25 protein-coding genes and 1 pseudogene are annotated in these 23,777 nt (G+C 69.5%); 13 read left to right on the top strand and 13 right to left on the bottom strand.

What is annotated here, in order from left to right; translation table 11 throughout:
- Window positions 1-459: 459 nt before the first annotated feature.
- Window positions 460-630: a hypothetical protein gene (locus AC4OXY_RS04495; protein WP_356028139.1), complete on the top strand. Its 171-nt coding sequence runs from the start codon at window positions 460-462 to the stop codon at window positions 628-630.
- Window positions 631-1,414: 784 nt separating this feature from the next.
- Here the strand turns inward: AC4OXY_RS04495 and AC4OXY_RS04490 are convergent.
- Window positions 1,415-2,143 carry a hypothetical protein gene (locus tag AC4OXY_RS04490; RefSeq protein ID WP_491993224.1) on the bottom strand — a complete coding sequence of 243 codons (729 nt, stop codon included), beginning with the start codon at window positions 2,141-2,143 and terminating at the stop codon, window positions 1,415-1,417.
- Window positions 2,144-2,499: 356 nt separating this feature from the next.
- Window positions 2,500-3,060 carry a hypothetical protein gene (locus AC4OXY_RS04485; RefSeq protein WP_491993223.1) on the bottom strand — a complete coding sequence of 187 codons (561 nt, stop codon included), beginning with the start codon at window positions 3,058-3,060 and terminating at the stop codon, window positions 2,500-2,502.
- A gap of 31 nt (window positions 3,061-3,091) precedes the next feature.
- On the opposite strand from AC4OXY_RS04485, the gene AC4OXY_RS04480 reads away from it, so the two are divergent.
- Both AC4OXY_RS04480 and AC4OXY_RS04475 read left to right on the top strand, forming a co-directional pair.
- Complete coding sequence (locus AC4OXY_RS04480) at window positions 3,092-3,484, top strand: hypothetical protein (protein WP_491993222.1); 393 nt, start codon at window positions 3,092-3,094, stop codon at window positions 3,482-3,484.
- Window positions 3,481-3,723: a hypothetical protein gene (locus AC4OXY_RS04475; protein ID WP_491993221.1), complete on the top strand. Its 243-nt coding sequence runs from the start codon at window positions 3,481-3,483 to the stop codon at window positions 3,721-3,723. The genes AC4OXY_RS04480 and AC4OXY_RS04475 overlap by 4 nt, the downstream gene beginning before the upstream one ends.
- Window positions 3,724-4,390: 667 nt before the next feature.
- Here AC4OXY_RS04475 and AC4OXY_RS04470 read toward each other — a convergent pair.
- Complete coding sequence (locus tag AC4OXY_RS04470; RefSeq protein WP_491993220.1) at window positions 4,391-4,651, bottom strand: hypothetical protein; 261 nt, start codon at window positions 4,649-4,651, stop codon at window positions 4,391-4,393.
- 226 nt (window positions 4,652-4,877) lie between these two features.
- Between AC4OXY_RS04470 and AC4OXY_RS04465 the strand changes: the two genes are divergently transcribed.
- Entirely contained in the window at window positions 4,878-5,198 is a 321-nt protein-coding gene (locus AC4OXY_RS04465) for a hypothetical protein (protein WP_491994783.1), read from the top strand.
- 482 nt (window positions 5,199-5,680) lie between these two features.
- Here AC4OXY_RS04465 and AC4OXY_RS04460 read toward each other — a convergent pair whose 3' ends face one another.
- From AC4OXY_RS04460 to AC4OXY_RS04450, 3 genes are all read right to left on the bottom strand, one after another.
- Complete coding sequence (locus AC4OXY_RS04460) at window positions 5,681-6,598, bottom strand: NADP-dependent oxidoreductase (RefSeq protein ID WP_376294184.1); 918 nt, start codon at window positions 6,596-6,598, stop codon at window positions 5,681-5,683.
- Between the two features lie 398 nt (window positions 6,599-6,996).
- The gene (locus AC4OXY_RS04455; RefSeq protein ID WP_491993219.1) at window positions 6,997-8,244 is read right to left on the bottom strand and encodes a cytochrome P450; all 1,248 of its coding nucleotides are present in this window, start codon (window positions 8,242-8,244) and stop codon (window positions 6,997-6,999) included.
- A 465-nt stretch (window positions 8,245-8,709) separates the two neighbouring features.
- Window positions 8,710-9,834 (bottom strand): oxygenase MpaB family protein, encoded by a 1,125-nt coding sequence (locus tag AC4OXY_RS04450; protein ID WP_491993218.1) that lies wholly within the window; start codon window positions 9,832-9,834, stop codon window positions 8,710-8,712.
- 735 nt (window positions 9,835-10,569) lie between these two features.
- On the opposite strand from AC4OXY_RS04450, the gene AC4OXY_RS04445 reads away from it, so the two are divergent.
- On the top strand, window positions 10,570-11,295 hold the full coding sequence (locus AC4OXY_RS04445) for a glycosyltransferase (RefSeq protein WP_356028153.1): 726 nt from the start codon (window positions 10,570-10,572) through the stop codon (window positions 11,293-11,295).
- Here the strand turns inward: AC4OXY_RS04445 and AC4OXY_RS04440 are convergent.
- Window positions 11,253-12,707, bottom strand: a complete 1,455-nt coding sequence (locus AC4OXY_RS04440) for a carboxylesterase/lipase family protein (protein ID WP_491994782.1) — start codon at window positions 12,705-12,707, stop codon at window positions 11,253-11,255. The two genes, AC4OXY_RS04445 and AC4OXY_RS04440, sit on opposite strands and share 43 nt — an antisense overlap.
- A gap of 116 nt (window positions 12,708-12,823) precedes the next feature.
- Between AC4OXY_RS04440 and AC4OXY_RS04435 the strand changes: the two genes are divergently transcribed.
- Window positions 12,824-13,801 (top strand): Lrp/AsnC ligand binding domain-containing protein, encoded by a 978-nt coding sequence (locus tag AC4OXY_RS04435; protein ID WP_491993217.1) that lies wholly within the window; start codon window positions 12,824-12,826, stop codon window positions 13,799-13,801.
- A 406-nt stretch (window positions 13,802-14,207) separates the two neighbouring features.
- On the opposite strand, the gene AC4OXY_RS04430 is transcribed toward AC4OXY_RS04435, so the two are convergent.
- Complete coding sequence (locus AC4OXY_RS04430; RefSeq protein WP_491993216.1) at window positions 14,208-14,504, bottom strand: hypothetical protein; 297 nt, start codon at window positions 14,502-14,504, stop codon at window positions 14,208-14,210.
- Window positions 14,505-14,704: 200 nt separating this feature from the next.
- Window positions 14,705-14,908, bottom strand: coding sequence for a cold-shock protein (locus AC4OXY_RS04425; protein WP_356028159.1), 204 nt, complete (start codon window positions 14,906-14,908; stop codon window positions 14,705-14,707).
- Window positions 14,909-15,190: 282 nt separating this feature from the next.
- Between AC4OXY_RS04425 and AC4OXY_RS04420 the strand changes: the two genes are divergently transcribed.
- The 3 genes from AC4OXY_RS04420 to AC4OXY_RS04410 all read left to right on the top strand — a co-directional run bounded on the left by AC4OXY_RS04420 (window position 15,191) and on the right by AC4OXY_RS04410 (window position 16,543).
- The gene (locus tag AC4OXY_RS04420; RefSeq protein WP_356028161.1) at window positions 15,191-15,409 is read left to right on the top strand and encodes a hypothetical protein; all 219 of its coding nucleotides are present in this window, start codon (window positions 15,191-15,193) and stop codon (window positions 15,407-15,409) included.
- Window positions 15,410-15,656: 247 nt separating this feature from the next.
- Window positions 15,657-16,160 (top strand): hypothetical protein, encoded by a 504-nt coding sequence (locus AC4OXY_RS04415; RefSeq protein WP_491993215.1) that lies wholly within the window; start codon window positions 15,657-15,659, stop codon window positions 16,158-16,160.
- Window positions 16,161-16,162: 2 nt separating this feature from the next.
- Window positions 16,163-16,543, top strand: coding sequence for a transcriptional regulator (locus tag AC4OXY_RS04410; RefSeq protein ID WP_491994781.1), 381 nt, complete (start codon window positions 16,163-16,165; stop codon window positions 16,541-16,543).
- A gap of 386 nt (window positions 16,544-16,929) precedes the next feature.
- Here AC4OXY_RS04410 and AC4OXY_RS04405 read toward each other — a convergent pair whose 3' ends face one another.
- Complete coding sequence (locus AC4OXY_RS04405) at window positions 16,930-17,859, bottom strand: NADP-dependent oxidoreductase (protein WP_491993214.1); 930 nt, start codon at window positions 17,857-17,859, stop codon at window positions 16,930-16,932.
- 79 nt (window positions 17,860-17,938) lie between these two features.
- On the opposite strand from AC4OXY_RS04405, the gene AC4OXY_RS04400 reads away from it, so the two are divergent.
- The gene (locus AC4OXY_RS04400; protein WP_356028168.1) at window positions 17,939-18,319 is read left to right on the top strand and encodes a winged helix-turn-helix transcriptional regulator; all 381 of its coding nucleotides are present in this window, start codon (window positions 17,939-17,941) and stop codon (window positions 18,317-18,319) included.
- Between the two features lie 208 nt (window positions 18,320-18,527).
- Here the strand turns inward: AC4OXY_RS04400 and AC4OXY_RS04395 are convergent, their stop codons facing one another.
- Complete coding sequence (locus AC4OXY_RS04395) at window positions 18,528-19,286, bottom strand: metallophosphoesterase family protein (protein ID WP_491993213.1); 759 nt, start codon at window positions 19,284-19,286, stop codon at window positions 18,528-18,530.
- A gap of 32 nt (window positions 19,287-19,318) precedes the next feature.
- Here AC4OXY_RS04395 and AC4OXY_RS04390 point away from each other — a divergent pair, with 32 nt between their 5' ends.
- Window positions 19,319-19,660, top strand: coding sequence for a hypothetical protein (locus AC4OXY_RS04390; RefSeq protein ID WP_491993212.1), 342 nt, complete (start codon window positions 19,319-19,321; stop codon window positions 19,658-19,660).
- A 44-nt stretch (window positions 19,661-19,704) separates the two neighbouring features.
- Window positions 19,705-19,842 (top strand): hypothetical protein, encoded by a 138-nt coding sequence (locus AC4OXY_RS04385; RefSeq protein ID WP_491993211.1) that lies wholly within the window; start codon window positions 19,705-19,707, stop codon window positions 19,840-19,842.
- Window positions 19,843-20,233: 391 nt separating this feature from the next.
- Here AC4OXY_RS04385 and AC4OXY_RS04380 read toward each other — a convergent pair whose 3' ends face one another.
- Complete coding sequence (locus AC4OXY_RS04380) at window positions 20,234-21,142, bottom strand: patatin-like phospholipase family protein (RefSeq protein WP_491993210.1); 909 nt, start codon at window positions 21,140-21,142, stop codon at window positions 20,234-20,236.
- A 446-nt stretch (window positions 21,143-21,588) separates the two neighbouring features.
- Window positions 21,589-22,503 (bottom strand): annotated as a pseudogene (locus AC4OXY_RS04375) (ISAs1 family transposase); the annotation flags it as partial.
- A 160-nt stretch (window positions 22,504-22,663) separates the two neighbouring features.
- Here AC4OXY_RS04375 and AC4OXY_RS04370 point away from each other — a divergent pair.
- The gene (locus AC4OXY_RS04370; protein ID WP_491993209.1) at window positions 22,664-23,518 is read left to right on the top strand and encodes a hypothetical protein; all 855 of its coding nucleotides are present in this window, start codon (window positions 22,664-22,666) and stop codon (window positions 23,516-23,518) included.
- The last annotated feature ends 259 nt before the right edge of the window (window positions 23,519-23,777 follow it).

The raw sequence follows: 23,777 nt of genomic DNA, 5'->3' as shown, positions 1-23,777 counted from the left end.
GGCCGGACGGCGAGTGAGGCGGTGACTGCGTGACGGGCCTCGGCGGCTGCGGGTGGCGAGGGCCTTCGTTCGGCGAAGAGCCTGCGCGGTGGCGTTCGGGTTGCCCGTCACGGCCACGGCGCGGGCGGTCAGCGGGGGCAGCTGCTCGTGCCCGCGCACCCACAGTCCAAGGGGGGCAGTCGGCACCGAGGTCGGACAGGGAGGCGGGTCGCACCTCGTCCGACGGGATGACGAACCGGCACGTCGGCTGCGAGTTGGCGAGTCCCTCGCGCGGCTTGTGCCGGGCCAGGCGGCCGGTGGCGTCGTGGCGGACGCCGTACAGCCAGACGCGCTGGGGGAGTGGTGGGCGAGACGGGTGGCGACCTGACGGGGGAAAGTGGACGGTGAGCGCGGCGCGGGCGGCGCGCTCGGACTGGGCGGTGCTGGCCATGGTGTACCTCCGTGAAAGGGGCGGCGGGCATGCTGCTGCCGCGAGGGGCGGCGCGGGATCGAGGGGGAGAGAGCAGTCAGCGGGCGGCGCGGCTGGGCGCGGTGACGGCGTCCCAGGAGCTGCGCGCCTGCGACTGCCACCAGTCGGCGGCCGGTTGGGCGGCGGGAGCTGCGGCCGCGCGGGCGGGCCGGGCGTGGTGAGCGGGTTCGGGTGCGGCGCTCGCACGTGTTGCTGGGGCGGGGGCGCGGCCGGCGAGGACGGCGGGCAGGGCGTCGTCGATGGAGGCGACGTGGTGGGCGAGGTCTGCGCCGACCTGGGCTGCGTCGAGGCATGTTGTCGCGCAGTGCCAGGTTTCCGGTGGCGATCACGTGGACGGAGTCGGTGAGGCACTCGGCGACGTGCCGGGCGAGAGGTCCGGTGACGGTGCAGATGACCGGGACGGGCTGGCCGTCGTGCCACTGGCCTCGGGTGCGGTCGTACTCGCGGCGGACCTGCACGACGGTGAACCGGGCGGCGGGGGTGCCGCGTTCGGTGTGGCGCAGCTGCACGGTTCCGAAGACGCGGCCGCGGATGACGGCAGGGTCGCCGTGCGGCATTACGGCGACCGAGTCCACCAGCCGCACCAGCCGGGGCGGTTGATGGTCGGCGGGCTCACCGGGGTGGCTGCACATGTCCTGGATCGCGGGTCGGCCTCCTGGCGGGTGGGTTCCGCCCTTTCTCACCCGTTCGGGGCGGTGGAAGCGCCGGGAGGGAAACGGGTGGCGTGGGCGCGGTCAGATGTGCCGCGGGAAGCGTTCGGGGCGGAAATCTCCAGGTGGATCGACCAACAGGGGAAAGAGCGTCGGCCCGGGGGCCAGGGGCGAACGCCTGGTTTCCGGGCCGGTGGTGCGTGTGTGGCATGTAGGTTGTCGGACAATGGGGTGGGAGTACCCCGGCCCGATTGCGGCGGGCCGGGGCCCCGTATTGGGCTGCTCGGCTTCGGGGTCAGTCCCAGCCGCCCTCGCCGCCCCGGCCGCCTTCGTCGCCCCGGCCGCCTTCGTCGCCCCGGCCGCCCTCACCGCGGTCGTCGTGGTCGCAGACCACGCGGAAGCTGGCGACGACTCCGTTCTTGACCTTCACGCCGTCCTCCGTCTTCTCGTGGTGCTCGCCGTTCTCGTCGTGCTTGCCGTTCTCGTCGTGCTCGCCGTTCTCGTGGTGCTCGCGCTCCTCGCAGTTCTCGTTCTCGTCCCCGTTCTTCTTCTCGTCCTCGTCCTTGATCCTCGGGCAGACGCCGTCGGAGGAGCTCCAGGGGCCGACGGTGGCGATGGGGGCGCCGTTGTCGCAGACGGCTCCGCGGAAGACCTCGAGACGCTTGTGGCTCTCGTTGCGGATGTTGAGGGTCTTGGCGCCCAGGCCGCTGACGACGGTGATGCAGTCGCCGGGGTGGGCGGAGTAGGACCGCTCGTTGATCTCGATCCGGCCTCTGTCCTCGTGGCGCCGGCCTTCCTCGCGCCGGCCTTCGTTGCCCCTTCCTTCGTTGCCCTTGCCCTGTCCTTCGTTGTTGTTGGCCTTGTTCTGTCCGGAGTCGCCGCCGAAGGGCGCTGCCGAGGCGGCGGCCGGGACCGCCTGGGGTGCCGGGGCGGAGGCCGCCGAGGCGTAGGTGATGCCGGTCACGGCGAGCGCCGCGGCGGCTGAGACACCTGCGGTCACCATGGTGGAACGAGCGAGCTTCATGTCGCCTCTCCTGTCTGGATATCTCGGAGACGTCGGCTCGTCAGCCGACTGCGACCAAACGTACTCACAGCTGTCATATCGGGTCATGTTGAAAGCTGTGCGATGGGGGCCGACCGGGGTATATACGGCCTTGCCTGGTGCCCTGTCAGAATGTGAAGCAACTCGAAGACCAGGCAGATTGAATGACCATTAGCCCTCCCGGATGAACTGCTGACGCCTGCTCACCCTCTGCCGGCTGCGTGTCGCTACGCAAGCCATGACTGATCCGTGTTAAGGGAGCGGCTGCGCCAAAGCCTGCTCGCCGTACAGCCCGGCACGAGACCCCAGCATCGCGGTGAGCCGACTGGCTACGTACGTCATAAGCGGCTGGGCGCCGGCCGGTGATGGAGATTGCCGAGGTGCCGCACGAGCTGATCCGCTGGACCTCCCGGCGCAATGACCAGATCGCCGCCTGCCTCTCCGAGCTGGAGCGCGAGTAGGTCACCGCCGTCGACGACGACGGCGAGCCGCGGTTCCTGCCCGTGGTCTCCGAGCGGGCCCGCGCCAAGCTGAACCAGATCACCGCCCGCAAGACCCACCCGCCGAAGCAGAAGGCCCGGCCGCTCGCGCAGCTGCGCGCGTGGTGGAAGGTGAGCGCGATCCTCACCTCCGGGGTGGCCGTCGACGTCATCAACTCCCTCCTCAAGTACGCCCGTGCTGCGGCTGCGGAGATCCGGTCCCGGGTCGCCGCCGTGGTCGACGTCGCCCAGGCGGCCGTCGACGTCACCGCGACGGTGTTCGTGATGAACGACGGCGGCCGGTTTCACCGTCGGCCCCTGCGCGCCGAAGCCCGCCGCCACCTCGCCCTTGTTCTGCGCGGCCGACGCCGCGACCCCGGCCTGCACGACCAGATCGTGGCCGCCGCTCTCTTCACCCACTGCCTGGATGTCAGCGAGCCGAAGACCGTGCGTGGCCTGGAGTCCGGCTACCGCCTCCACGCCGCACGGTGGGCGCTGTCCGACCTCCCTGCCCGGCGCCGCCCACCAGCCCCTCGCGCACGACCCGGACCGGCAGCCCCCAGCGGATCCCAGCGCGCCAGTTGCGCCCCGGACCCCGGACCAGACAGCGGGGGAGTGGCAGATCCCCCGCCTCCCGCTGAGCTACGACCGGGCTGTCCTCGCCGGCGCGGTGGACCGCGAGAAGCTGCGCACCACCATCGACGTCGGCGTGCGGGGCCGGGAGGACGACGTCGTCGCGCACCAGCAGGCGGCGATGCCCGAGCAGCTGCTCGCGCCCCCGGCCGCCGCCCCGGGCACGGCGACCCGGAGCCGGAGGCCGGCCGACAGGAAGCGGTCGACATGACGGCGCTGCGGGCCCTGCGGGAGTCCCGCACCGACGTGGAAGCCCTCGATCCCACGGCCGAGCGACTGCGCCACCTCCGGGACGCGTTCACCAAGGCGGCCGACGACTCCCGCGCCCGCAAGAGCCGCTATGCCGACCGGGACGATGCTGACGAACCGCACCCGGTGCGCGAGGACGACCAGCAGGCGCACTGTCCTCAGCAGCCCGGACCGCACCGTGGCCGGGAGGTCGGCCACTGAGTACATCCGGTACCGCATCTACCGCCGCGCTGGGCCGTCAACAGCGCGGCACGGCGGTGCGACTGGGGTTTGCGCATGGTTGTTCGGAACCCACTCCGAGAAAGATCCGCATCCGGCGCGTGTGTGCCAACTGCCAACGAGGGACGGGGCTCATGGACGAATTCTGCGTGGCCCCCGGGCCGTAAAGACCTGCACCGGCTGATCGTTCCCGGCGAGAACTTCGCTCGCAAGCGCCTGTACGTGCCGTACCGCCTGCTGTCTGAGCAGCCAGGCCTGCACCCGGTCCAGCCGCAATGGATGCACCTCACCGTGCTGCACGCCGGACCGCAGGACAGCGCCAGCGCCAGGGAGGTCGACCAGATCACCCGGGAGGTGCCCCGGCGGGCCGCCGACACCGACCCGTTCGAGGTGCGACTGTCCCGCCCGGACACCGGCGCCCTGGCGATCGAGAGCAAGGGCTATCCCGGCTGGCCTCACCGGCAGTTGTGGGAGATGACCTGGCAGGCGCACCAGACGGTCGTAGGCGATCGGTGGCCGCGCATCCCGACGGCCTCGTATCCCCATCTCTCCCACGCCTACGCTGGCCTCTCACGCTCGTGGCCGAATGGCATGACCGTCATGAGATCGTGTGGGACGTTCTCGCCGAAGTGCCCCTCGGCACGCGGCCTTAGGACATGGCGCCCGGCTGCACCGCGGCGACCTTGACCCACATCTCCGCCCGAGCGATCGCCTGCTCGGCGTCCAGCCGCTGGTTCTTGAGGTGATCCAGAAGCCACCGCTGCCACTCGCTCAGCTCGCCAGGAGCAGAGTTGCTGAGAGATTTCGCAGCCTCCCATTCCGCCCAGGTGTGTTCCGGACTCCCGGCGACACGTGCCCAGTTGTAGGCCTGAAGCGACGCGTTTGTGCGCCGATCTCCGGACTGGTCCATCAGTAATCCCCTTGGTCCGGCAGGCGGTTCGGTGTCCAGCCCCTACCCACAGCCGAGGCCGCGCCACGGTTTGCCCGGGCGCTGTGAGAGCTTCGCCGTGGCCGACCGCTCTGTCGGCGCTCGCCGGTGACAGCTGGTCCGGCACACGTAACTGCAACCACGGCGTGGCGTTGGACAGATCACAAAGAGGATGACCGTCTCATCGAACAGGAGCATCACAGTGATCATGAAGGCTCTGGCCGGCGCGGCTTTCGCGATTGCCGCAACGACGGCCGTGGCTGTACCCGCATCGGCGACGGACTTCGGAGGACCCAACGGCGGCACCGGCGCCACGGACTTCGGAACCCGCAACGGCAACACCACCATCGCGGGCGAAGCAGGCGGCATCGGCAACACCTATGGTGCTCCGTTCGCCAATGTCGACCTCCGCTGTGCGGTGCCCCTACCGGAAGGTGAGGGCATCGGGGGGCACCTGCTCGGCGGGCCCAAGCCCGCGTGCAACCTCGCGCCCGTCGACCAGTACCAGGCACCGCAGAAGCTGCTCTGACAGCAGCCCCGAGAGGTAGCGCTCCCGCGCCGGCTCCGCGGATCCCGACCACGAACCCCTACCCCCCCCGACCAGGACACCGACCACGCCGACCGCGAGCCCGACGTCTTCGGCCCCGGTCCGTCGTAGGAACTCGGCGATGTCGAGCAATGCTGCACGCCATCCCCATGAACCGGCTGCCGACGTGTACCCGCCGACCGCCATCTTCGGTCGGCGGGTACACGACGACCTTCGGCGTCCCGGTCACTCATCCAGGGTGGGCGGCCGCCGGGAGCGCGCACGCGGGACGCCGGAGCCGTTCGTAGGCTGGTTGCAGGATCTCGCCGCGTCCGACATGTCGATCTTTTGCGACCTGGGCTTTCTTGGTTGTCTCACGGCCGTGTCACCATGATCAGTCTCAAGTCCGTGGCATTTCCTCGTCCGACACCGGGCAGGTCAGCGGTCGTCCAGCCCACCACCGCTGTTGGCCCATTCCAGGGCGCTCAGGGGCGCACGCGAATGACGGTCTTGCCCTTGCGCCGCTCGGTCGGGTTGAGCGCAGGGACGGCGTCGTCGAGGGTCGCGATGGTTCCGATGTGCGTGCGAAGGCGCCCGTCCCGCACCCGGTCGACGATCTCCACCAGCTGACTCGGAACGGATTCGACGACGAAGTCGACCGCCAAGCCGTCGACAGGGCGAGCCTCAACAGGCCCGACCACCGACACCAGCGTCCCGCCAGGCCGGATGATTCTCGCCGAGCGCCTTTGGATGTCAGCGCCGATGACATCGAAGACCACGTCGACCCCGCCGATGTCGTCGAGATCCTCGGTGGCGAGGTCGAGGAACTCGTTCGCGCCGAAGTCGAGCGCCGCCTGGCGGTCCGCTGCCCGCCCGGTCCCGATGACGTAGGCGCCGAACTCCCGGGCGAGCTGCGTAACCACGGACCCGACTGCGCCGGCGGCGCCGTGTGCGAGGACGCTCTGCCCCGCCTGAAGACGACTGTGCTGGAACAGACCTTGCCACGCGGTCAGGCCGGAGATCGGCAGGCTCGCACCCACCGTGAAGTCGACGTTCCCCGGCAGCGGCGCCAGGTTGCGTGCCTCCACGGCCGCGTACTCGGCCAGGGTTCCATCGCGGTGCCAGTCCGTGATCCCGAACACCCGCTGTCCCAGCGAGAGCCCCGTCGTGCCGTAGCCGAGGGAGGTGACCACTCCGGCGAACTCGTGGCCGATGATCGCCTGGGCTCGATCGCGACCGGCGCGATCGACCCACGTCGAGGGCCACTCCCACTCCGCGGGGACGAAGCCCGACGCACGGACTTCAACGACGACGTCGTTGATCGCCGGCGTCGGCTCAGGCCGCTCCGCGAGTGTGATTCCGGCTGCTTCCGCGGCCGGATCCGTCGCGACGATTGCCTTCACGGGTACCTCCGTATATCTCGTGCTCGCCGTCTCTGTGCGCCGCCCAAGCCATGGAGTGGGCTGGTTAACCCACAGAGGAACGGCAACAAGATCCGTCACCGGACGGATGGACGACTGAAACGCGTCGAGTCCAACCGGAGCTCGACGAGCACCACACACCCAGGGCACGCAACACCCACCCACGCGCTAGTCTCACGGCGATGTCGTATACGACATCGGTACGACACGGCTCGTGCGATGACGACATCAGCCGTAAGACCCAACAGGTTCGTGTGGGATCGCAGATGCCACGTCATGGCGCGACGCTGTGAGCTGAGGCATTTCGGTTTGTCTCACGGTGGTGGACGCCGTTGCTGTCTCAGGACTGTGTCCATTTCCCCAGGCCGGTCCTTACTCCGCTACCAGTGCACTGGGAGTGCGGTCATGCGCTGCAGGACGGTGCCGGGCTGGAATCCCGCCGTGGCGGTGGCCGGGTCCAGGTGCAGGTTCGGGAACCGGGTGAGCAAGGAGCGGAAGGCGATGTGCAGTTCGGTGCGGGCGAGGTGCTGGCCGAGGCATTGGTGGGGGCCGGTGCCGAAGGCGAGGTGGCGGGGGGATGCCTGCTTGGTGTCGATGATGTGTGGTGCGGGGTAGTGGGCGGGGTCGTGGCTGGCGAGGGAGAGCGAGACGACGATGCCGTCGCCGGCGCGGATGGCGTGGCCCTCGATGGTGATGTCGGCTGTGGCGACGCGCATGACGATGTCGAATACGCACACCAGTCGCAGCAGTTCCTCGATCACCGCGGGCAGGGACTCGGCCCCAGCCCGCAGCTGGTTCACGCAGTTGGGGTGCTGGAGCAGGGTGTACGTCCCGATCGTGATCACGTTGGCGGTGGTCTCGTGGCCGGCGGTCAGCAGGATCACGGCCATCCGTACGAGCGTGAACCGGTCCAGGCCGCCATCGGTGCGCGCGTGTTCCAGGAGGACATCGAGCAGGCCCTCGCCGTGTCGGGTCTCCTTGGAAGTGAGGAGGGCATCGAGGTGGTCCATCAGCTCGCTGCGTGCGGTGAGAGCCTGGTCAGGGGTTCCGGTGAAGAGCAGGTGCAGCCGGGATTCGAAGAAGTCGCGGTCGCCGGCGGGGACTCCGAGCAGTTGGCAGGCGACCTTGGAGGACAGCGGAGCAGCGAAGGCAGAGACGAGGTCCGCGGGAGGGCCTTGTTCCTCGATCGCGTCGAGGAGGGTGTCAGTGATCTGCTGGATGTGCGGGCGTAGGGCAGCGGCGCTTCTGGCTGTGAAGGCGGGGACCAGTGGGCGACGCTGGCGGGCATGCTCGGGCCCGTCTACGCCCAGCAGCGGGGTGGGGATGTGCCGCAACGCCTCGAAGCGCGCGCCGGGCGAGGGGAAGTCGGGGTGCTGGCGGTCAGCGGACACCTCCCGGTGACTGAGCAGTCGGCGCGCTGCGTCGTGGCCGGTCACAAGCCACACGGTGCGCCCGTCATAGAGCTGCACGCGTGACAGCGGTTCTTGGGCGGTCAGCGGGAGGTAGGCGTCGGCGGGCTGGTACGGGCACGTGCGGTCTTGCGGGAAGGTGGGCACGCCAGAGTTCGCCACGTTCGCCTCTCTCTTCACGACAGCGGGGACGTTCGGGCAGAAGGTCGGCGCGTCCATGGTCTCCAGCACAAATGGCAGAGCATCCCGCACGAACAGGCCAAACCTGCTGATCAGTTCCGAGTTCCTCCAGCCACTGCCCTCGCCTCCCGGGGGCAGCTGTTCGAAGGCCAGAAGCCCGCCGTGGGCGCGACGAGGAGCGAGCTACCGACACTCGGAAGGGTGAATACGCTGACCAGGGAGTCTCAGCATCGCTGCACGTATGCAGCCGGGATGCAGCCGGGCTTGAGATTGTGAAGCCGGATCTGAGATCCCACAATGACTGTAGGTTCTCGTCGCCTGTGGAACAGGCTGTGCTTGTTGACCAGCGGTTCTTCCGCTATTGCAGGCCGATGGCATAGCCTCTCAGTCTCACGGACGTGGCATTTCCTCACGGTCTGGGATGACTGTGAATGACACTGGTGCTCCCGCCCACATGAGATGTTGCACCATCGGTGCCGCTCGTTGCGCTGGCGGCTGTTTCGGTCAGGCTGAAGTGGTGGGTGTCAGGCCGGTGGGGACCTGCCACTGGTAGCGGCGGCCCTTGTTGGTCAGGCGCAGGCCCTGCTTGAAGACGGCCAGGCCGAGTTCGTTGGACGCCTTGGCGAGGAGGGGCACGGTGTCGCCGGCCTTTCCGTAGCCCATGCTCAGCGGGGACTGGGCGGCGAGGGCGAGCTTGGTGTGGTCGGCCGGCGGGACTGAGACGATGTCCGCGGTCCGGTCTCCGGCGAGGTGGCGCATCAAGGTGGGGCCCACCCCCGCGAACAGCGGGGTTGGCAGGACCTCGCGGATGTAGTCCAGGACGCCCTTCGTCAGGACGGTTCCGGCCTCGGAGGGCCGTTGCTGTCGGCGCAGGACGGCGTCCACCAGGGCAGCACCGTCGTCGAAGGTGGACGGGTTGACCTTCTCGGCGACGCCGAGGACGTAGCCGATGATCCGCCAGATGTGGAAGAAGGCGTCCCTGTCTTGGGCGGGAAGCTCGACGCCGAGCCGGGCCAGCCCGCGGGGGATGATGACGGAGAAGCTCATCAAGGTGGCAGCCAGGTCTTCCTGGTTGACGGGCACGCCCCAGGAGGTGTCCCAGTCCTCCTTGCGCGACAGGTGGTACCGCATCGTGGCGTGCAGCAGCCGGATCTTCTGGGCCGTGCGCACCCCGCGTGCACCGGGCCCGAGGCCGCCGGTCTCCAGGACGTCGACGACGAACTGGGCGGTCTCCATCAGCCGGCGGAACACACCCTGGGTCAGGCGGGTGGAGCTGTAGAGGACCTGTGCCCCGTCGCCGCAGCTGTAGCACAGGGGCAGGGAGCCGCACAGCAGCGTGGTGGTGATGTGTCCCTGGTAGCGGCCGAGCAGGCCCTGGCCACGTGCCGTCAGCCGCGTGTCTGCCCACTCGGGCAGGACCGCGCTGCGGGTGAAGTACTCCTGCAGCTTCGGCGGCAGGCCGTCCGGGACGGCCTCACTGTTGCCCTCCAGCGCGAGGAGGGCCTCGCGGACCTGCTCCTGCCGGCCGAGCTCGTAGATCTCTTCGATCGCGGCGTCGGCCAGGGGGTCGCCGGCCTTCCGCAGGGGGTCCAGCAGCTCATCGGTCCACTTCATTGCGGGCACGCGCATCTCCATTGCAACATCACTGCAAGCGGGTGGTGTGTGGGAGTTAGTCCGCCCGCCTTGCTGTGGCTCCGGAGTCCGGCGTGCAGACCGCTCGATCACCTTCCTAGTGGCCTGCGTTCCGCCGTCACCGCCCCAATCACCCGAACAGACCAGGCTGAATCGATCCGTCGTCCCTCTAGTGGGGCCTGTGCCTTTCAGCGGCGTGACGCGCAGCGTGCGAGCGGCTCTGCCCGACGGGGCCGCGCCTCGCTACGACTTGATTACGGCTCCGGCCGGCCGCCGGGATAGCTTCTGGCGAATCCCCGCGGCTTCGGGACGCAGACCCGTCCCCATCGCCTGATTGAGGCCAAGCGCCGCTACGGCCCCACCGACCTCCCCCTTCACGCAGTCCGTCGCCGCGGGCGCCAACCAGGCTGGCCTTAACAGATGTTTCCGACAAGGTTGTCCCAGTTGTCTTCACAGAGCCGTGAAGCTCATGACGAGGGCGTCCCGGTACCCGCCGGTGGGGCCGGCCGAGGTGACGCCGGACGCGCCGTGCAGGGTCCGGCGGTCGTAGAGGAAGAGGAAGCCGCCGGGGCGGAGAGCAGGGCGCCGTGGGTCGGCGCCCCGTTCCCGGCTGCGTAGCTGGCTCTCCGGCTCATCCGAATGCCTGTTTCGCCCCGGAAAGGCGGCATGGATCGTGTGTGACCGCCCGACAACAATGTGCGCCATGAGACGCATAGACGCTGCGAGCCACCGGTGACGAACTCCCGCCCACGCATAGCCCTCGTACTGTTCGGCGCGATACGCCAGCACGGCGGCATCGGCACCAGCGTGCTGCGGCTCGCCCGCGGCCTGTCCGCCGACGGCCGGTTCGATGTGGACGTCGTGGGGCTGCGACCCGCTCCAGACGCGCAAAGCAGCGACTCGCTGACCGGACCCTCGTTCGACAGGGATCCAGGGATCGGCTTCTTCGAACTGCTCCCGGATGACGTGGCGGCGCCGCGGCCGGATCGCGAACTGGTCGTCCAGCAGGCCCTGGTCGCGCTGGCACGCCGCCGCCGGTACACCCTGCTGCACGGTTTCTCCGCCGCCTCGGCGGGCTTCTACGCGACCTTGGCCGCAGCCGAATGCGGCATACCGTCCGTGGTGGGCGTGCGCGGCAACGAGGTCTACGGCCAGGTCTTCGAGCACGCCCGGCTGCCGAGGCTCCTGTGGGCCATGGCCCACGCCACCCACGTCATCGCCGTCAGCGAGGTCGCCGCCCGCAGAGCCGACATGCTCACCGGCTGTGGGCCGCGCACCACGGTCGTCCTCAACACCATCGACCCGGCCGTCTACCGGTCCGGCACGGTCCGGGTGCCGGGATCGCCGGTCATCGGCACGCTCGGACGGCTCACGGCCGGCTCAAAGGGCGTCGATCTTCATGACGGTCTCCTCTCTCAGCCGAAGTGGCGGATGCGGGCCGCGGTCGCGGGGGCGTAGGGCAGCCAGTCGCCGGTCGCTCCGGTGGTGACGAACTCGGCGACGGCGGTCGCGAATTCGAGGCCCAGGGCGCGCTGGGCCTCGCCGGCGCCGACGAGGATCGGGCTTCCGAGGTAGGCGTCGAAGGTGTTGAAGAGGAAAGGCAGTTCGGCGCAGTGGGTGGCGCCCAGGCCGTAGGGGTCCTCGGCGGGGGCGTGGTCGAACTGGTAGACGTAGGTGGTGTTGCCGCCGGCCGCGTGGTGGTCGGCGATCTGAAGCGAGCCGTCGCGGAAGAGGCCGTCGGTCTGCACCGAGGTGAAGATCTGCGACGGTGTCGCCTGCGGGAGGCGGTCGGCGTGCTGCTGGTAGACGTCCCTGGCGGCCTGCCGGCCGACCTGGGCGGTGAGGATGTCCAGGGCGGTGTCGGTGGTGAGGTTCTGGATGCGGGGGTCGAAGGCGAAGAAGGCCGTCGCCTCGTCGCGGGTGGTGCCGATCAGCAGCGGCTTGCCCTCCAGCGCGCCGTCGGTGAGCGCCTGCTGCGGGGCGCGGGGCACGCCGGGGGCGCCGAGGACCGGGTACATCGGCGGAGCCGCGTTGCCCGGAGCCGCGAGCCGGCCGGACAGGCGGCCGTAGGCGTCCAGCAACTGCTCGGCCGGCAGTGCACGTAGGGCCTTGGCAGTGTCCGTGCCGTTCGGGATGTCCAGCAGGCGCAGGTAGGCGTCGGCGTTCTCGGTGGCCTGGTGCGGATCCTGCGGGTTCAGGCCGAAGGGACCGCTCTGCAGCAGCACCCGGGTGATGGACCCGTTCGTCGCGGGGTCGAGCGCGAGCGACAGGGCCGAGTACGCTCCGGCGGACTGCCCGCCGACGGTGACCGTACGCGGGTCACCGCCGAAGGCGACGATGTTGTTCTGCACCCAGCGCAGCACGGCGGCCTGGTCCTGGGGACCGAGGTTGGCCGCGCCGATCTCGGGCAGGTAGAGGTAACCCAGCGGCCCCACCCGGTAGTTGGCGGTGACCACCACGATGTCACCCAGCGCGGCGAGGCGGCCGCCGTCGTACCAGTCCCAGCCGCCGGACCCACTGGTGAAGCCGCCGCCGTGCCACCAGAGAAGGACGGGCCGGGCGGCGCGATCCTCCAGCGCCCGGCGCGGAGTGAAGACGTTCACGGTCAGGCTGCCGTCCTCGTTCCAGTCCGGCACTCGCTGCCCCTGCACCTTCTCCAGCCGGGAGGCCGCCTGCGGAACGGACGGGCCTGCCGCGGCAGCGTCCCGCACCTCCGTCCAGCCGGGGTGCGGCTGCGGCGCGGCGAACCGCAGCGCGCCGACCGGCGACGCGGCGTACGGGATGCCCCGGAAGGACACCGCCTCGCCCTCCGCGATCCCCCTGACCTTGCCCCGGTCGGTGCCCACCACCGTGTGCTCGATGCCGGTCATCGTGCTCACCTGCTCTCTCTCGTCTCGGCTGCTCTGAGACGGTTCTAAGCCGAGGCGAGAATCTGAGCCATGAAAGGCCGCAGAAATTGAGGAAGTGAGACGTATGATCTTAAATCGTGGAGAAAGTGCGCCAACAGTTGAATGAAACGGACAGCCGGATCGCCGCCGCGATGCTGGCCGCACCCCGTGCCTCCTGGCGTACGGTCGGCCGGGTCCTGGGCATCTCGGAGCGCACCGTCGTACGGCGAGCGGCACCGTTGTTCGGCGACGGCACGCTGCGGGCCACGGCCGTACGCAACCCGGTCCACTTCCCCGAGCTGATCCCACTGGCCCTGCGCATCCGGTGCAAGCCCAACCGGATCAGTGCTGTCGCCGCCACCCTCGCCCGCCGTCCTGACACCATCTGGGTGGACGTTCTCGGCGGCGGCGACGAGATCTGCACCATCCTGTTTCTGGACGGACCGGACGCCCGCAACAACCTGCTGCTGCGGGACCTGCCCGCCACCCCCGCGGTCCAGTCCTGGACCTCGCACGTGCTGCTCCGCGTCTTCCCGGCCGCCTTCGACTGGAGCGGCGGCCTGCTGACGCAGACCGAACTGACCAGCCTGCGGCCGGACATGCCCGCGGCACCCAGCCGGCCTGTCCTCCAGTCCCTCGACCACCAGCTGATCACCGCACTGATCGAGGACGGCCGAGCCTCCTACACCGACCTCGCGCGCCGCGCCGACACCACCGCCCTCACCGCCCGTCGCCGGGTAGAGGCACTGGTGGGCGGCCAGGTCCTCAGGCTCGCGACCGAGGTCGACCTGGCCCGGCTGGGGATCCGCACCGAAGCCCTCCTGTGGATCACCGTCGCACCCGGCGGCCTGGAGGAGACAGGACGACAGCTCAGCCGCCACCCGCAGGTCCGCTTCGCCTCCGCCACCACCGGGTTGGCCAACCTCCTCGTGGCCGTCGCGGCAGCCGACCTCAACGCGCTCTACCACTTTCTCAGCGAGACCATCGGAGCCCTCACACACGCCACCACCCTTGAAGTCACCCCCATCCTGACCGGGGTCAAGAGGACCGGCCTGGTCCGCCCCGGCAGCCTCTGAGGCGATCACAGTGCCGGTCAGGCGGGCCCTCAATGCGGGCTACAGCGGACTGGGATGACGCCATCGCCCTTTCGGGCAAGGCGATTCGCACCGTGCAGCAGGAGTATGACCAGGGTGAGCCGCTGGCTGTGCGGGCCGGGGCTTCCGGGACACCAAGTTCTGGGACATGGTGGACCACATTAGAAATGCGGGAGACGGAGCCTTTTTCACCTATCAGTCCGTCAAATACATGACCATGACCACCAAAGAGGACAAGTACCGTGTTTGCGGTCCTCCCTGTATCTCGGTGCACCACGTGACCGGGGAATGCCGGTTCTTCAGCGTTCAGGAACTCAGGGCCGTTGGGGATCCCTTCAACTGGTGGCAGGAGGCCCGGGGCTTCCACCTTGGTCGTGGAGATCGGTTGTCATGCAGTGATGGTCTGTGCAGTTGATCCCTGTTCGAAGGCGACCGGCGACAGCTTTCGTGGACCGACGGCCTGGACGAGGTCGGGCATGGAGCCGCGCACGTCGGCGAAGTAGACGCTGTCGCAGTGCTTGGTGTCGACGCCCCCACCGGACGCTTGCACCGAGCCGAGGAAGCTCTTCTCCACGACCGTGCCGTCCGCCGCGATCTGCTCGGCGAACTCGGCGAGGACCTGCCGCCGGCGGGTGGGTTTGTGCTCGCCGCACAACCAGCCGGCCCAGACCTGACGCGGGCGCATGAGGCCCCCTCGGTAGTGCGGTTGCGTGCGGCCAGAGCGGCAGTCGATCACGGAGCGCGGGCAGTTGTTGTCGGAACGTGACTGCCGCAGGCTCGAAAACGCACGACGCCCCGCCGTCCGGACCGCGCAGGTCTGGAGGCGGGGCGAGACGGGCGAGCCCCGGCTGGTTGATGCACTGGCCGGGGCTCGCCGTGGCGTTGCTAGGCGGGAGTGACGTTCTCCGCCTGCGGGCCCTTCGGGCCCTGGGTCACGTCGAAGTTCACCAGCTGGTTCTCTTCGAGGGACCGGAAACCGCCAGCGTTGATGGCGGAGTAGTGGACGAAGACGTCGGGACCGCCGCCGTCCTGGGCGATGAAGCCGAAGCCCTTTTCCGCGTTGAACCACTTCACCGTGCCAGTAGCCATGTGCCTGTCTCCTTTGTGGGGACTTGTATCGGGCCCCGCACCATGCGGGACCCGGAGGTGATCGCCCTGGTCCGGAGAGGCGTTGAACAGCAAAAACGCCCGCGATGGCGATCACGGGCGAACGGGACTTCGGAACCACGACTGCTGATCACAACGCTACACCGGCGGGTGCCGCTCGGCCACAAAGACCCACGACAGCAACGCGCCTCCGTGGGTCGACCGGGCGCCTCTGGCAGCCGTCTCCCGAGTGCGCCTCACCTGCGACCGGGTGAGGCTGAGGCTATGGCTGAGCCTCGCGTGATCGTATTCCCGCCTGGTGAGGGCGGCGGCCGACAGATCCGAATCGACAGCGAGACGCGGGGAACCGCGTTCGGCCTGCACGACCTCAGCGTGTTCCTGGAGCGTGCCGGCCTGGAAGGGTTGGACGTGGTGGACCTGATGAACTCGCCGCTGATCGAGTGGCGGGGCGGCGGGCCGGAGGTGTGGCCGGCGGTGAAGTGACGCACGATGCCCCGTCCTGGTCCGGTCCGATGAGGCGATGTGCCTGACCCACCTGTCGCCTGGGTGGGCAGCGGCATGCGGGGTGACGGTGTCGGTGGTGAACCGGCGCGCGCTGCTTCCTCGCTGGGCGCGAACACGCGCGCCGGCCGCGCTCGGGTCCCGGGGTCCGTTTCCGATCTGACTTGCCTCTCAGGAAAGTGGGCGCTACTTTCCTCATAGGAAAGTAATCACGTTGAGGGGGCACATCATGAACACGCTCAGTCCCGCCGAGGCCCGGGAAGCGCTGGCCCGCGTCCGCTCGGCCCGCGTCAACGCCGCCGAGTCGCTCCGGACGCCCTGGTGGCTGTGGACCGTCCTCGGCGTCGTCATGGCCCTGGTCTTCGCCGCCAACGACTTCGGTTCTGCTGCCCAGGAGGTCTCCGCTCTCGGTTTCGGCGCCCTCGCCGTCGCCTGGGTCGTCGCCGGCCGGCGCAGCCCCCGCGTCGCTGCTGTCTCCGGCGCCCTGCACCGCAGCGCAGCGCCCCGGAACGCCTGGCTGCCCGTTGTGCTGATAGGCCTCGTCCTCGGTATCGCCCAGCACTTCGCCGGCCCCGCCGTGCACCGCATGCTGACCGGCCCCGGCATGCCGGCCTGGATCCGCGAGCACCCGTACACCGCCGCAGCGCTGCCGTACGCCGTCCTCATGGTCGCTGTGGGCCTGCTGATCAACGTGGTGGTACGGCGGATGGCCCGTCACACGGCGGCCGCGTGAGCATGATGGGCCACGCCGCCGGCACCGCGCCCGATGCCGTTCCCCCCGGACTGGAGCAACTGCTCCTGGACCCGACCAGGTTGACGATCCTCTCCCTGGTGTCCGCCACCAACTGGTGCGAGTTCGCCTTCGTCCGCGACCACGCCAGGCTGAGCGACTCGGCGTTGTCCAAGCAGCTCACCACGCTCGGTGGCGCCGAACTCGTCGAGATCCGCAAGGGGTACACCGGCCAGCGGCGCCGCACCTGGGTGCGGGCCACCGCCGCCGGCCGCGAACGGCTGCGGGCGCATCTGGCCGCGCTCCAGCAGATCGCAGACCGTGCAGAGCAGGCCGCTGCGGCCCACCCCGACGCCGAGGACGAGGTTGGCGGCGACGCACAGTAGCTGTGGGCAGACGGAGGACCGGCGAGTTGCCTCCCCGCGCTGAAGCACGGAGAGGCGGAGGCCGCCGCCGTGGCCTTCGTCGCCTCAGCGGACAGCAGCTTCATGCTCGGCACCACCCTGCACGTCAACGGCGGCGAGAACCAGTTCTGACCCCGCCACACCGACTCCCGCCCCGCCCGGGCGAGTCGCCACCTGCGGCATCCTGCTGGCCGGCACGAGCACCCGCGCAGCACGCCCGGACTGGACGCGGTCTCAACGACGTTAGTCGTCTGTACGACGGTGACCTGGGTGGACTGAGTTGGATGAGACAGGTCGACTCGGTACGTTGAGACGAAAGGCCGGAGCCGGCCCGTGGGACCTCGCTCAAGCGGGGCCCTACGTCGGGATCAGACGGTGAGGACGAGCTTGCCCTGGAGGTGACCTGCGTCGAGCAGCCGGTGCGCGTCGGCGACGCGCTCGAACGGGAACGTCTCCTGCACGTGGACCCGGAGCCTGCCCTGTTCGACGAGTTCGGTGAGTCCTCGCAGGGCGACCGGATCGGGGTCGACCGCGATGCCGCTGAAGCGCATGCCGGCCGCCTCGTACCTGGCGGCGAGCTCCGCATCCTCCTCGGCGACCGCCGTCACCAGGTGACCGCCTGGGCGGAGCACGGTGAGCGACCGTGCGGCGGATTCGCCGCCGATCGTGTCGAGCACGACGTCGACGTCGCGGACCGCCTCGGTGAAGTCGACCGCCGTGTAGTCGATCACCTCGTCGGCGCCGAACCCCTCGACGAACTTCCGCTTGCTCGTGCTGGCGGTCGCGATCACGTGCGCGCCGAGCGCTTTCGCGATCTGGACGGCGACGTGGCCGACCCCGCCGCCACCGCCGTGGACCAGGACGCGGTCGCCCTCCTTCACGCCGCCGAGGTCGACGAGGCCCTGCCACGCCGTCAGCCCGACGACCGGCAGCGCCGACGCCTCGACGTGCGAGAGCGACGCCGGCTTGCGCGCCAGGTGCAACGCCGGCGCCGACACGACCTCGGCGTACGCGCTCGCCGCCCGGGGGAACAGCGGCATCCCGAACACCTCGTCGCCGGGCCTGAACCGCCACGTCCCCGATGCCTGTACGACCTCGCCGCTGATGTCCCAGCCGAGGACGAACGGCGGCCGGCCGATCAGCGGGAACTCGCCGGCGCGCAGACGCGCCTCCAGCGGGTTCAGCCCGATCGCCTTGACGCGGACGAGAACCTCGGTCGGGAGGGGCTGGGGCTCGGGCACGTCCACGATGGTGAGCACCTCGGGACCGCCGAGCGTCTCCTGGGTAATGACTCGCATGACTCTCCTGGCTTTTTTGGAGGGGAGCAGAGAACCCAGGCTATGAATTTGATAGGAACCAGCAGGTACCTTTGGCGCCATGAGCGGTTTCGGTCCCGGTGATCCCTTCCTCGCCGACTGTCCGGCGCGTCTGGCGGTCGAACTCATCGCCGACAAGTGGACGGTGGTCGTGCTCTACGGCCTCAGCAAGGGCCCGGTGCGCCATGGCGAGCTGATCGAGCTGATCGGCGGTGTCTCCCGCAAGATGCTCACCCAGACGCTCCGACGGCTCCAGGCGCACGGACTCGTCCGCCGCCACGCCTACGCCGAGGTGCCGCCCCGCGTCGAATACGAGCTCACCCCGCTCGGGGCAACGCTGATCGATCCGATCCACATGCTGACCGAATGGGCGAGGGCGAACGGCGACGCAGTGCTCGATGCGCTCGACGCCGATCCCGAGCCGGTCGCCCACAGCAACTGAGGCCCCTGCTAAGGCACTGAGTATCCTCTCAGCCCCTACTCGGTATCCGCCCGGCCGCGCCCGGTCTGCAGGCTCTCGGTGCGTTGGACGATCTGCCACATCGGGGTGGCGGTCCTGGTCACGACCACGAGCGTCTCACCCCAGGCGCGGTACACGAGGTCAAGCAGCGGGCGGTCGCCCCGTCCAGCCGCACCCTGTTTGTGCCGCATCATGGCCCCGAAGGCCTGGTCTGCCGCCCGAAGATCTCATACGCCTGATCCTCCGTGCACCGCGCGTTCAGACAGTAGTCGGCCCACTTCGCCACCTGCTCGAAGGAGGAGTCCGCGGCGATGCGGGCCGTGGCGGAGGGAACGTCCAGGAGGGTGCGGCGTAGCTGGACGTCCGGGCCGAGCAGGGCCCAGTGGGCGCCGGGTCTGCCGTACGGCATGCCGATGCTGCCGGGGTTCACGACGAGGCGGCCGGCCGCGAGGCGAGTGAAGGGCATGTGAGTGTGTCCGCAGACGACAGTGGTGACCTCGGGGCCGACGTCGGCGAACGCCTGCGCCCACTGCTCAAGGGGACTGTCGACCAGGAGCACCTCCTCGTCGTCGCGTGGGGTGGCATGGCAGAACAGCACCGTACCGAGCCCCTCGACCGGGAGGGTGAGTGAGGTCGGCAGCCCTTCGAGGAAGTCGACCTGGTCCTCGCGCAGACCACGGGCGGCCGAGGGGCCGATGGGGTCGGGGATGGAGTCCCGCAGCCCGCGCCGGTACTCGACCAGTTCACGGTCGGCGTTGCCCCGGATCCAGGCCACTCGGTCGCCGAGGCCCCTCAGCAGGTCCAGAACCGCGGTGGGCTGCGGTCCGCACGCGATGTCACCCGTGAGGACGATCAGGTCCGCGTCGGTGACATCGGGTTCCGCGAGGACCGTCTCCACGGCCGGCAGCACACCGTGGATGTCGGAGAGGACCGCTACACGCTTCACCATGGCCTCAAGTATCCCGGCTGCACGTCGACTTGGTGACTTGGCATGGCTCGGATCAGGTCAGGGCCGACGCGCGCCGGCAGGCCGAGCAGAAGGCCCGCCAGCAGGAGTACAAGGAGCAGCTGCGCCGCGAGGCCGAACAGCAGAAGGCCGAGCGGGAAGCGCGCCGTCCCGCGTGTGCCGGCTGCGGCACGAAGTTCACCGACGGACGGTGGGAGGCCGCGGAGAACTGTCCGAAGCAGGTAGGGCGGTGGCACCCCACGCTGTGCGGCGAGTGCGAGGAGCGGGTTGTCGAGGCGGAGCAACAAGCCGAGCGAGAGGACCAGGCGGTGCCCAAGCAGAAGGACGGCGGCTGGCTGTCGCGCTTCCGTACCTGACCGGGCGAGCCTCCACTGTCAGTGTTGGCTGCAAGGCTGGACGGATGCACCGTGAAGACGAGCAACCCCTACGGGGCCGGGTCTACGGCGCCGATCACGACCATCCGGGCCCGGTGCCGGGCCAGCGCTACGCCGAACTGGTGGGGCCGCTGGAAGCATTACTGCTCGACATCACCGGCTGACGGCCGGACAGGGCTTCGGCGTAGTCGGGTGACATCCGGTTCGTGACGGTGCGTCGGGTTGGGGCACACGCTTGACGTCCGCCGGGCAGCACCCGTTCGCGGCCTCCTCCCTGACGGACGTCACCATGGCTGCGGCCTGGTACACCATCCCCTCCTGGGGCATCGTTGCCGAGTCCGACAACGTCCATCCCGCCGGCCCTGGTGCGCTGGGAGTACGCGCGCCCACTCCCACGTCGTCCAGGTCTCGGGCGCCTCCCACGTCGGGATGATCAGCCACCCGGCCCTGGTCGCCGACGTCAGCGAGGACGCGGCCCAGGCCACCTCCTGACCGCCCCGCAGACAAAGCGGCGTTGCCGGGACTTCCGTCCCGGCAACGCCGTCTCGGCGTGCGTCAGCCCCAGAACTCGGCGAGTTGACGGGCCAGGGGCAGGCCCTGGTTATAACCGGCCCGAGCGGCGGGCTGACGGGTCGACAGATCCATCAGGTTGGTGCCGAAGTAGACGTTGCGGGACTCGTCGTCCGGCAGGATGCATTCAACCCTGCTGCCGCCTGCACGGAGTTCCCCCGCCTGCGCGTCGAGCTGCATGCCCCACTCCAGCGGGTGCCGTGTCCTGCCGCCCAGGGGCGACAGCACCAGCACCCGCCCGTATCCGGCCGCGAGATCAGCGTTCTCGTTGCGCCGGTAGCCGCCGTCGATATACCGGTTGTCGCCGATGGCGTAGGGAGGGACACCGAAGCCGTTGGCACAGCTGGCGGCGACGGCGTCCGCCAGGTCGACGCCACTGTGGCGGTCGAACAGGACCGGCTCACCGGTGTGGGCGTCGACAGCCACGATCCCCACCGTTCGCTCCGGCCAGGCCTGGCTGGGCAGCCGACCCGCGACGGTGGCCCGCCACCGGGCCTGCGCGGAGCCGTCCGACGCCGCATCCGCTTCGAGCGCCGCCGCACCCATCCGGCGGCGCATGTCGGCCGCATCCTCGGCGGCGCCGATGATGGCGGCTGTCCGCTCCATGTGGCCTGCGGCCGGCCCGATCGGAGGACGCCCACCGCCGGATCCGGCCGGACCGGGCCGGTGCTGGGGCGCAGTGGCCAGGACGGCGCAGAGTAGCTCGGTCGGAGACACAGCCGTCACCTGGGCGGCGGCCGTCGATCCGGCCGAAGTCCCGATGATCAGATCAGCCTGGGTCACATCCAACCCGGCCTCGAACAGACCGGCGATCACGCCGATCAACCACGCATTGCCTGCCGCCCCGCCACCACCGAGGACTACCGCCCGCTCACCAGCGGCACGCACCCGCACGGTGGCGTCGATCGTCGAAGTGGGGGGCATGTTTGAGGAAGAATCAATGTGCATGGGAGTCGCCTTTCGCGAATTGCCTGGCGAGCACTCCCGGTGGCGACTACCTAAGCCGCGCGATCGTGGGCTGCAGGGGAGCACCCAATTACGGACACTGCGGTCATGGTGCTCACCTCCTGCTGCTAGATCACGATCGGAACGACGGTAACACGCCGAAGAAGCGGCGTGCAATCGACACCACCACACCGGCCCAGGACTTCAGCGTAGGTCAGATGACGTCCGGTTTGTGATCATCTGAGGCCGAGGAGTGCAAGTGGGCGGCGGGGGTCGCGGGCGTTGCGCCGAAGGCCGGCGGCGACGCTGACGGCCCCGGCGAGTTTCAGGGCACCGATGGCGAGGTTGCGGCAGGTGGCCATGGCGCGGGGTGCGTTGCCGGTCCGCAGCTGGGAGGCGTCCTCGGCGAAGGTGGTGTCACGGACGTGGTGCAGAGCCTCGACCTGCCAGTGTTCCTTGACCAGTTGCGCGAGCCGGGCGGGCGAGGCCTGCTCGGCCGAGAGACTGGTGACCGCGTAGACGGTCTTGACCGTGGTCCTGCCGGTCTTGCGGTCGGTGCGCCGCCTCTTGATCTGGATGGCCTGCTGAGCTCCGGGGAACAGCGGGTTGTTCACGGTGCAGACCTTGATCCGGCGGATCTCCGAGCGGCCGTGGCCGACGCCGTGAGTCCGCCCCTGCAGCGGGATGTCCTTCCAGGGAAGGGACTTGAGCTGCTTGCGGAGCTCCCTCGTGTTGCCCTTGACGATCACGATGTAGTGGGCCTGCCGCCCAAGCAGATAGGCGGCATGCTCGCGCTGGGTGCGCAGGGCGTCGGCGGTGACGACCATGCCGGCCAGGTCGGCGACGGTCTCCAGCGGTGGCCGAAAGCGGGTGATCTCGATGGTCTTGTCGCCGACGTCGAGCCGGGCCAGGACCAGGCCGGTGGTGTGTTCTAGGGCGACGAGCAGATGAATCTTCCGCCCGCCCGCTTTCGCGGCGCCCCGCAGGCTCTTGCCGTCCACGGCCAGCGCGCGCAGTCCGGACGGCTTTGGGCGACGGTCCGCGAGCCAATGCGCAACCGCCCGGTGCAGGGCGTCGCCGTCGATTCGGGCCAGCAGCCGGCGCACAGCGGACTCCGAGGGCAGTTGCCGCGCGGGCAGCACCGGGTCGGGGCGGACGTCGAGCTGCCCGAGCACGTGAGCTGGCGTGTCGGCGATCCACTCGCCCGCTGTCAGCAGCGAGGTCGCCCCGGCCAGCACCGCGCATGCGGTCAGAGCCAGGACGACGGCCGGGCCGTGCCGTACACCGCGCGGATCGCGCGGGTCCGGCACCTCGGCCAGCCGTTCCAACGGGCCCAAAACCTCCCCAGAGCCGGCCTGCTGCTGATCACGGAGCCCGGCCAAGAACAGGTGGGATCGGAGCTGTTACGCGGGCAGGCACGGTCTTCCAGTTGGATCACGGGGCGTCGACAGCTCCATGATCTTGGAGACCGTGCCTGCTTCCGTTCCCGATCTGCCCCCACCCGACACACCGCCACGAACCGGACGTCACCCGACTACGCCGAAGCCCTGCAACCAGGTCCCCCAGCACGGCAGCACCTACGAGCAGCCGCCGCTGCCGTACTCCATGGGCGGCGGTGAGACCTGGTCCCATGCCAAGCTGCTGGCCTCGGGGGAGTACACCGGCGACGGCAAGGGCGACCTGATCGTGGTCTGGACCGACGGCGAGGTCACCCTGTACACCGGTGATGGCAACGGCGGCTTCACCGGCGAGCGCCAACTGGCTGCACGCCACGGCATCTTCCAGAACGCCAAGTCCATCACCGGCGGGGACTTCGTCGGCGGCAACGGTTCGGACCTGCTGGTGGTGTTCGACTCCGGCGAGGTCAGGCTCTTCCCCGACGTCGGCACCAAGGGTCTGGACGGCGGGATCAAACTGGCCGACACCGGTTCCATCTGGAGCCATGCCGATCAGATCACCGGGGGCAGCTTCGGCACCGCGACGTACGTCAGCGACCTGCTGGTGCGCTGGAGCGACGGCGAAGTCACCGACTGCACCGCCGTCAGCGACAAGGGTTTCGGCACCGAACACCAGCTGGAGAAGCCGAAGAGTGCCTGGAAGGACGCCACTTTGGTGACTGCGGGTGACTTCACCGGCGGCAACAACTGGGACACCCTGGTGCGCTGGTCCGACGGACATGTCTCCCAGTTCCAGGATACCGGCCCCGGCGGCACCGGCATGGAGATCCAGATGGCTCCGGCCGGCAGCATCTGGTCCCGCGACTCGGTGATGACGGCGGGCAGCTACGACTCCAACGGCTGGCCGGACGACCTGCTCGTCCGCTGATCCGACGGCGAGACCACCATGTACACACACCGGAGCCACCTTCGGCACCGAACACATGCTCGTCCCCCCGAAGTAACCGCCCCACCACCTGCCCCACACCGCGGGCGGATCCGGGTGACCGAACCCACCGCGCCACCCGGATCCCCTGCAGGTCCACCCCCGCCGCTCGTTCCTACCGGCCTACGTCCAGCGCATCCCGATCGCGGACAGCTGCTCGTGTCCAGGAGCGGTGTTTTTGATCAAAGGCAGGTGTTCTGGC

The organism is Streptomyces sp. HUAS MG56 (genome assembly GCF_058673395.1).
This window is presented reverse-complemented; position numbering and strand designations above follow the sequence as displayed.

Excerpts from the sequence above, each read along its gene's own strand:
- AC4OXY_RS04465 (WP_491994783.1), top strand. The coding sequence starts at position 4,878 with ATGAAGGCTCTGGCCGGCGCGGCTTTCGCGATTGCCGCAACGACGGCC.
- AC4OXY_RS04385 (WP_491993211.1), top strand. The coding sequence starts at position 19,705 with ATGCACCGTGAAGACGAGCAACCCCTACGGGGCCGGGTCTACGGCGCC.
- AC4OXY_RS04450 (WP_491993218.1), bottom strand. The coding sequence starts at position 9,834 with ATGCGCGTGCCCGCAATGAAGTGGACCGATGAGCTGCTGGACCCCCTG.
- AC4OXY_RS04400 (WP_356028168.1), top strand. The coding sequence starts at position 17,939 with ATGAGCGGTTTCGGTCCCGGTGATCCCTTCCTCGCCGACTGTCCGGCG.
- AC4OXY_RS04410 (WP_491994781.1), top strand. The coding sequence starts at position 16,163 with ATGATGGGCCACGCCGCCGGCACCGCGCCCGATGCCGTTCCCCCCGGA.
- AC4OXY_RS04430 (WP_491993216.1), bottom strand. The coding sequence starts at position 14,504 with ATGCGCCCGCGTCAGGTCTGGGCCGGCTGGTTGTGCGGCGAGCACAAA.
- AC4OXY_RS04425 (WP_356028159.1), bottom strand. The coding sequence starts at position 14,908 with ATGGCTACTGGCACGGTGAAGTGGTTCAACGCGGAAAAGGGCTTCGGC.
- AC4OXY_RS04475 (WP_491993221.1), top strand. The coding sequence starts at position 3,481 with ATGACGGCGCTGCGGGCCCTGCGGGAGTCCCGCACCGACGTGGAAGCC.
- AC4OXY_RS04440 (WP_491994782.1), bottom strand. The coding sequence starts at position 12,707 with ATGACCGGCATCGAGCACACGGTGGTGGGCACCGACCGGGGCAAGGTC.
- AC4OXY_RS04405 (WP_491993214.1), bottom strand. The coding sequence starts at position 17,859 with ATGCGAGTCATTACCCAGGAGACGCTCGGCGGTCCCGAGGTGCTCACC.
- AC4OXY_RS04415 (WP_491993215.1), top strand. The coding sequence starts at position 15,657 with ATGAACACGCTCAGTCCCGCCGAGGCCCGGGAAGCGCTGGCCCGCGTC.
- AC4OXY_RS04490 (WP_491993224.1), bottom strand. The coding sequence starts at position 2,143 with ATGAAGCTCGCTCGTTCCACCATGGTGACCGCAGGTGTCTCAGCCGCC.
- AC4OXY_RS04470 (WP_491993220.1), bottom strand. The coding sequence starts at position 4,651 with ATGGACCAGTCCGGAGATCGGCGCACAAACGCGTCGCTTCAGGCCTAC.
- AC4OXY_RS04420 (WP_356028161.1), top strand. The coding sequence starts at position 15,191 with ATGGCTGAGCCTCGCGTGATCGTATTCCCGCCTGGTGAGGGCGGCGGC.
- AC4OXY_RS04455 (WP_491993219.1), bottom strand. The coding sequence starts at position 8,244 with ATGGACGCGCCGACCTTCTGCCCGAACGTCCCCGCTGTCGTGAAGAGA.
- AC4OXY_RS04395 (WP_491993213.1), bottom strand. The coding sequence starts at position 19,286 with ATGGTGAAGCGTGTAGCGGTCCTCTCCGACATCCACGGTGTGCTGCCG.
- AC4OXY_RS04495 (WP_356028139.1), top strand. The coding sequence starts at position 460 with ATGCTGCTGCCGCGAGGGGCGGCGCGGGATCGAGGGGGAGAGAGCAGT.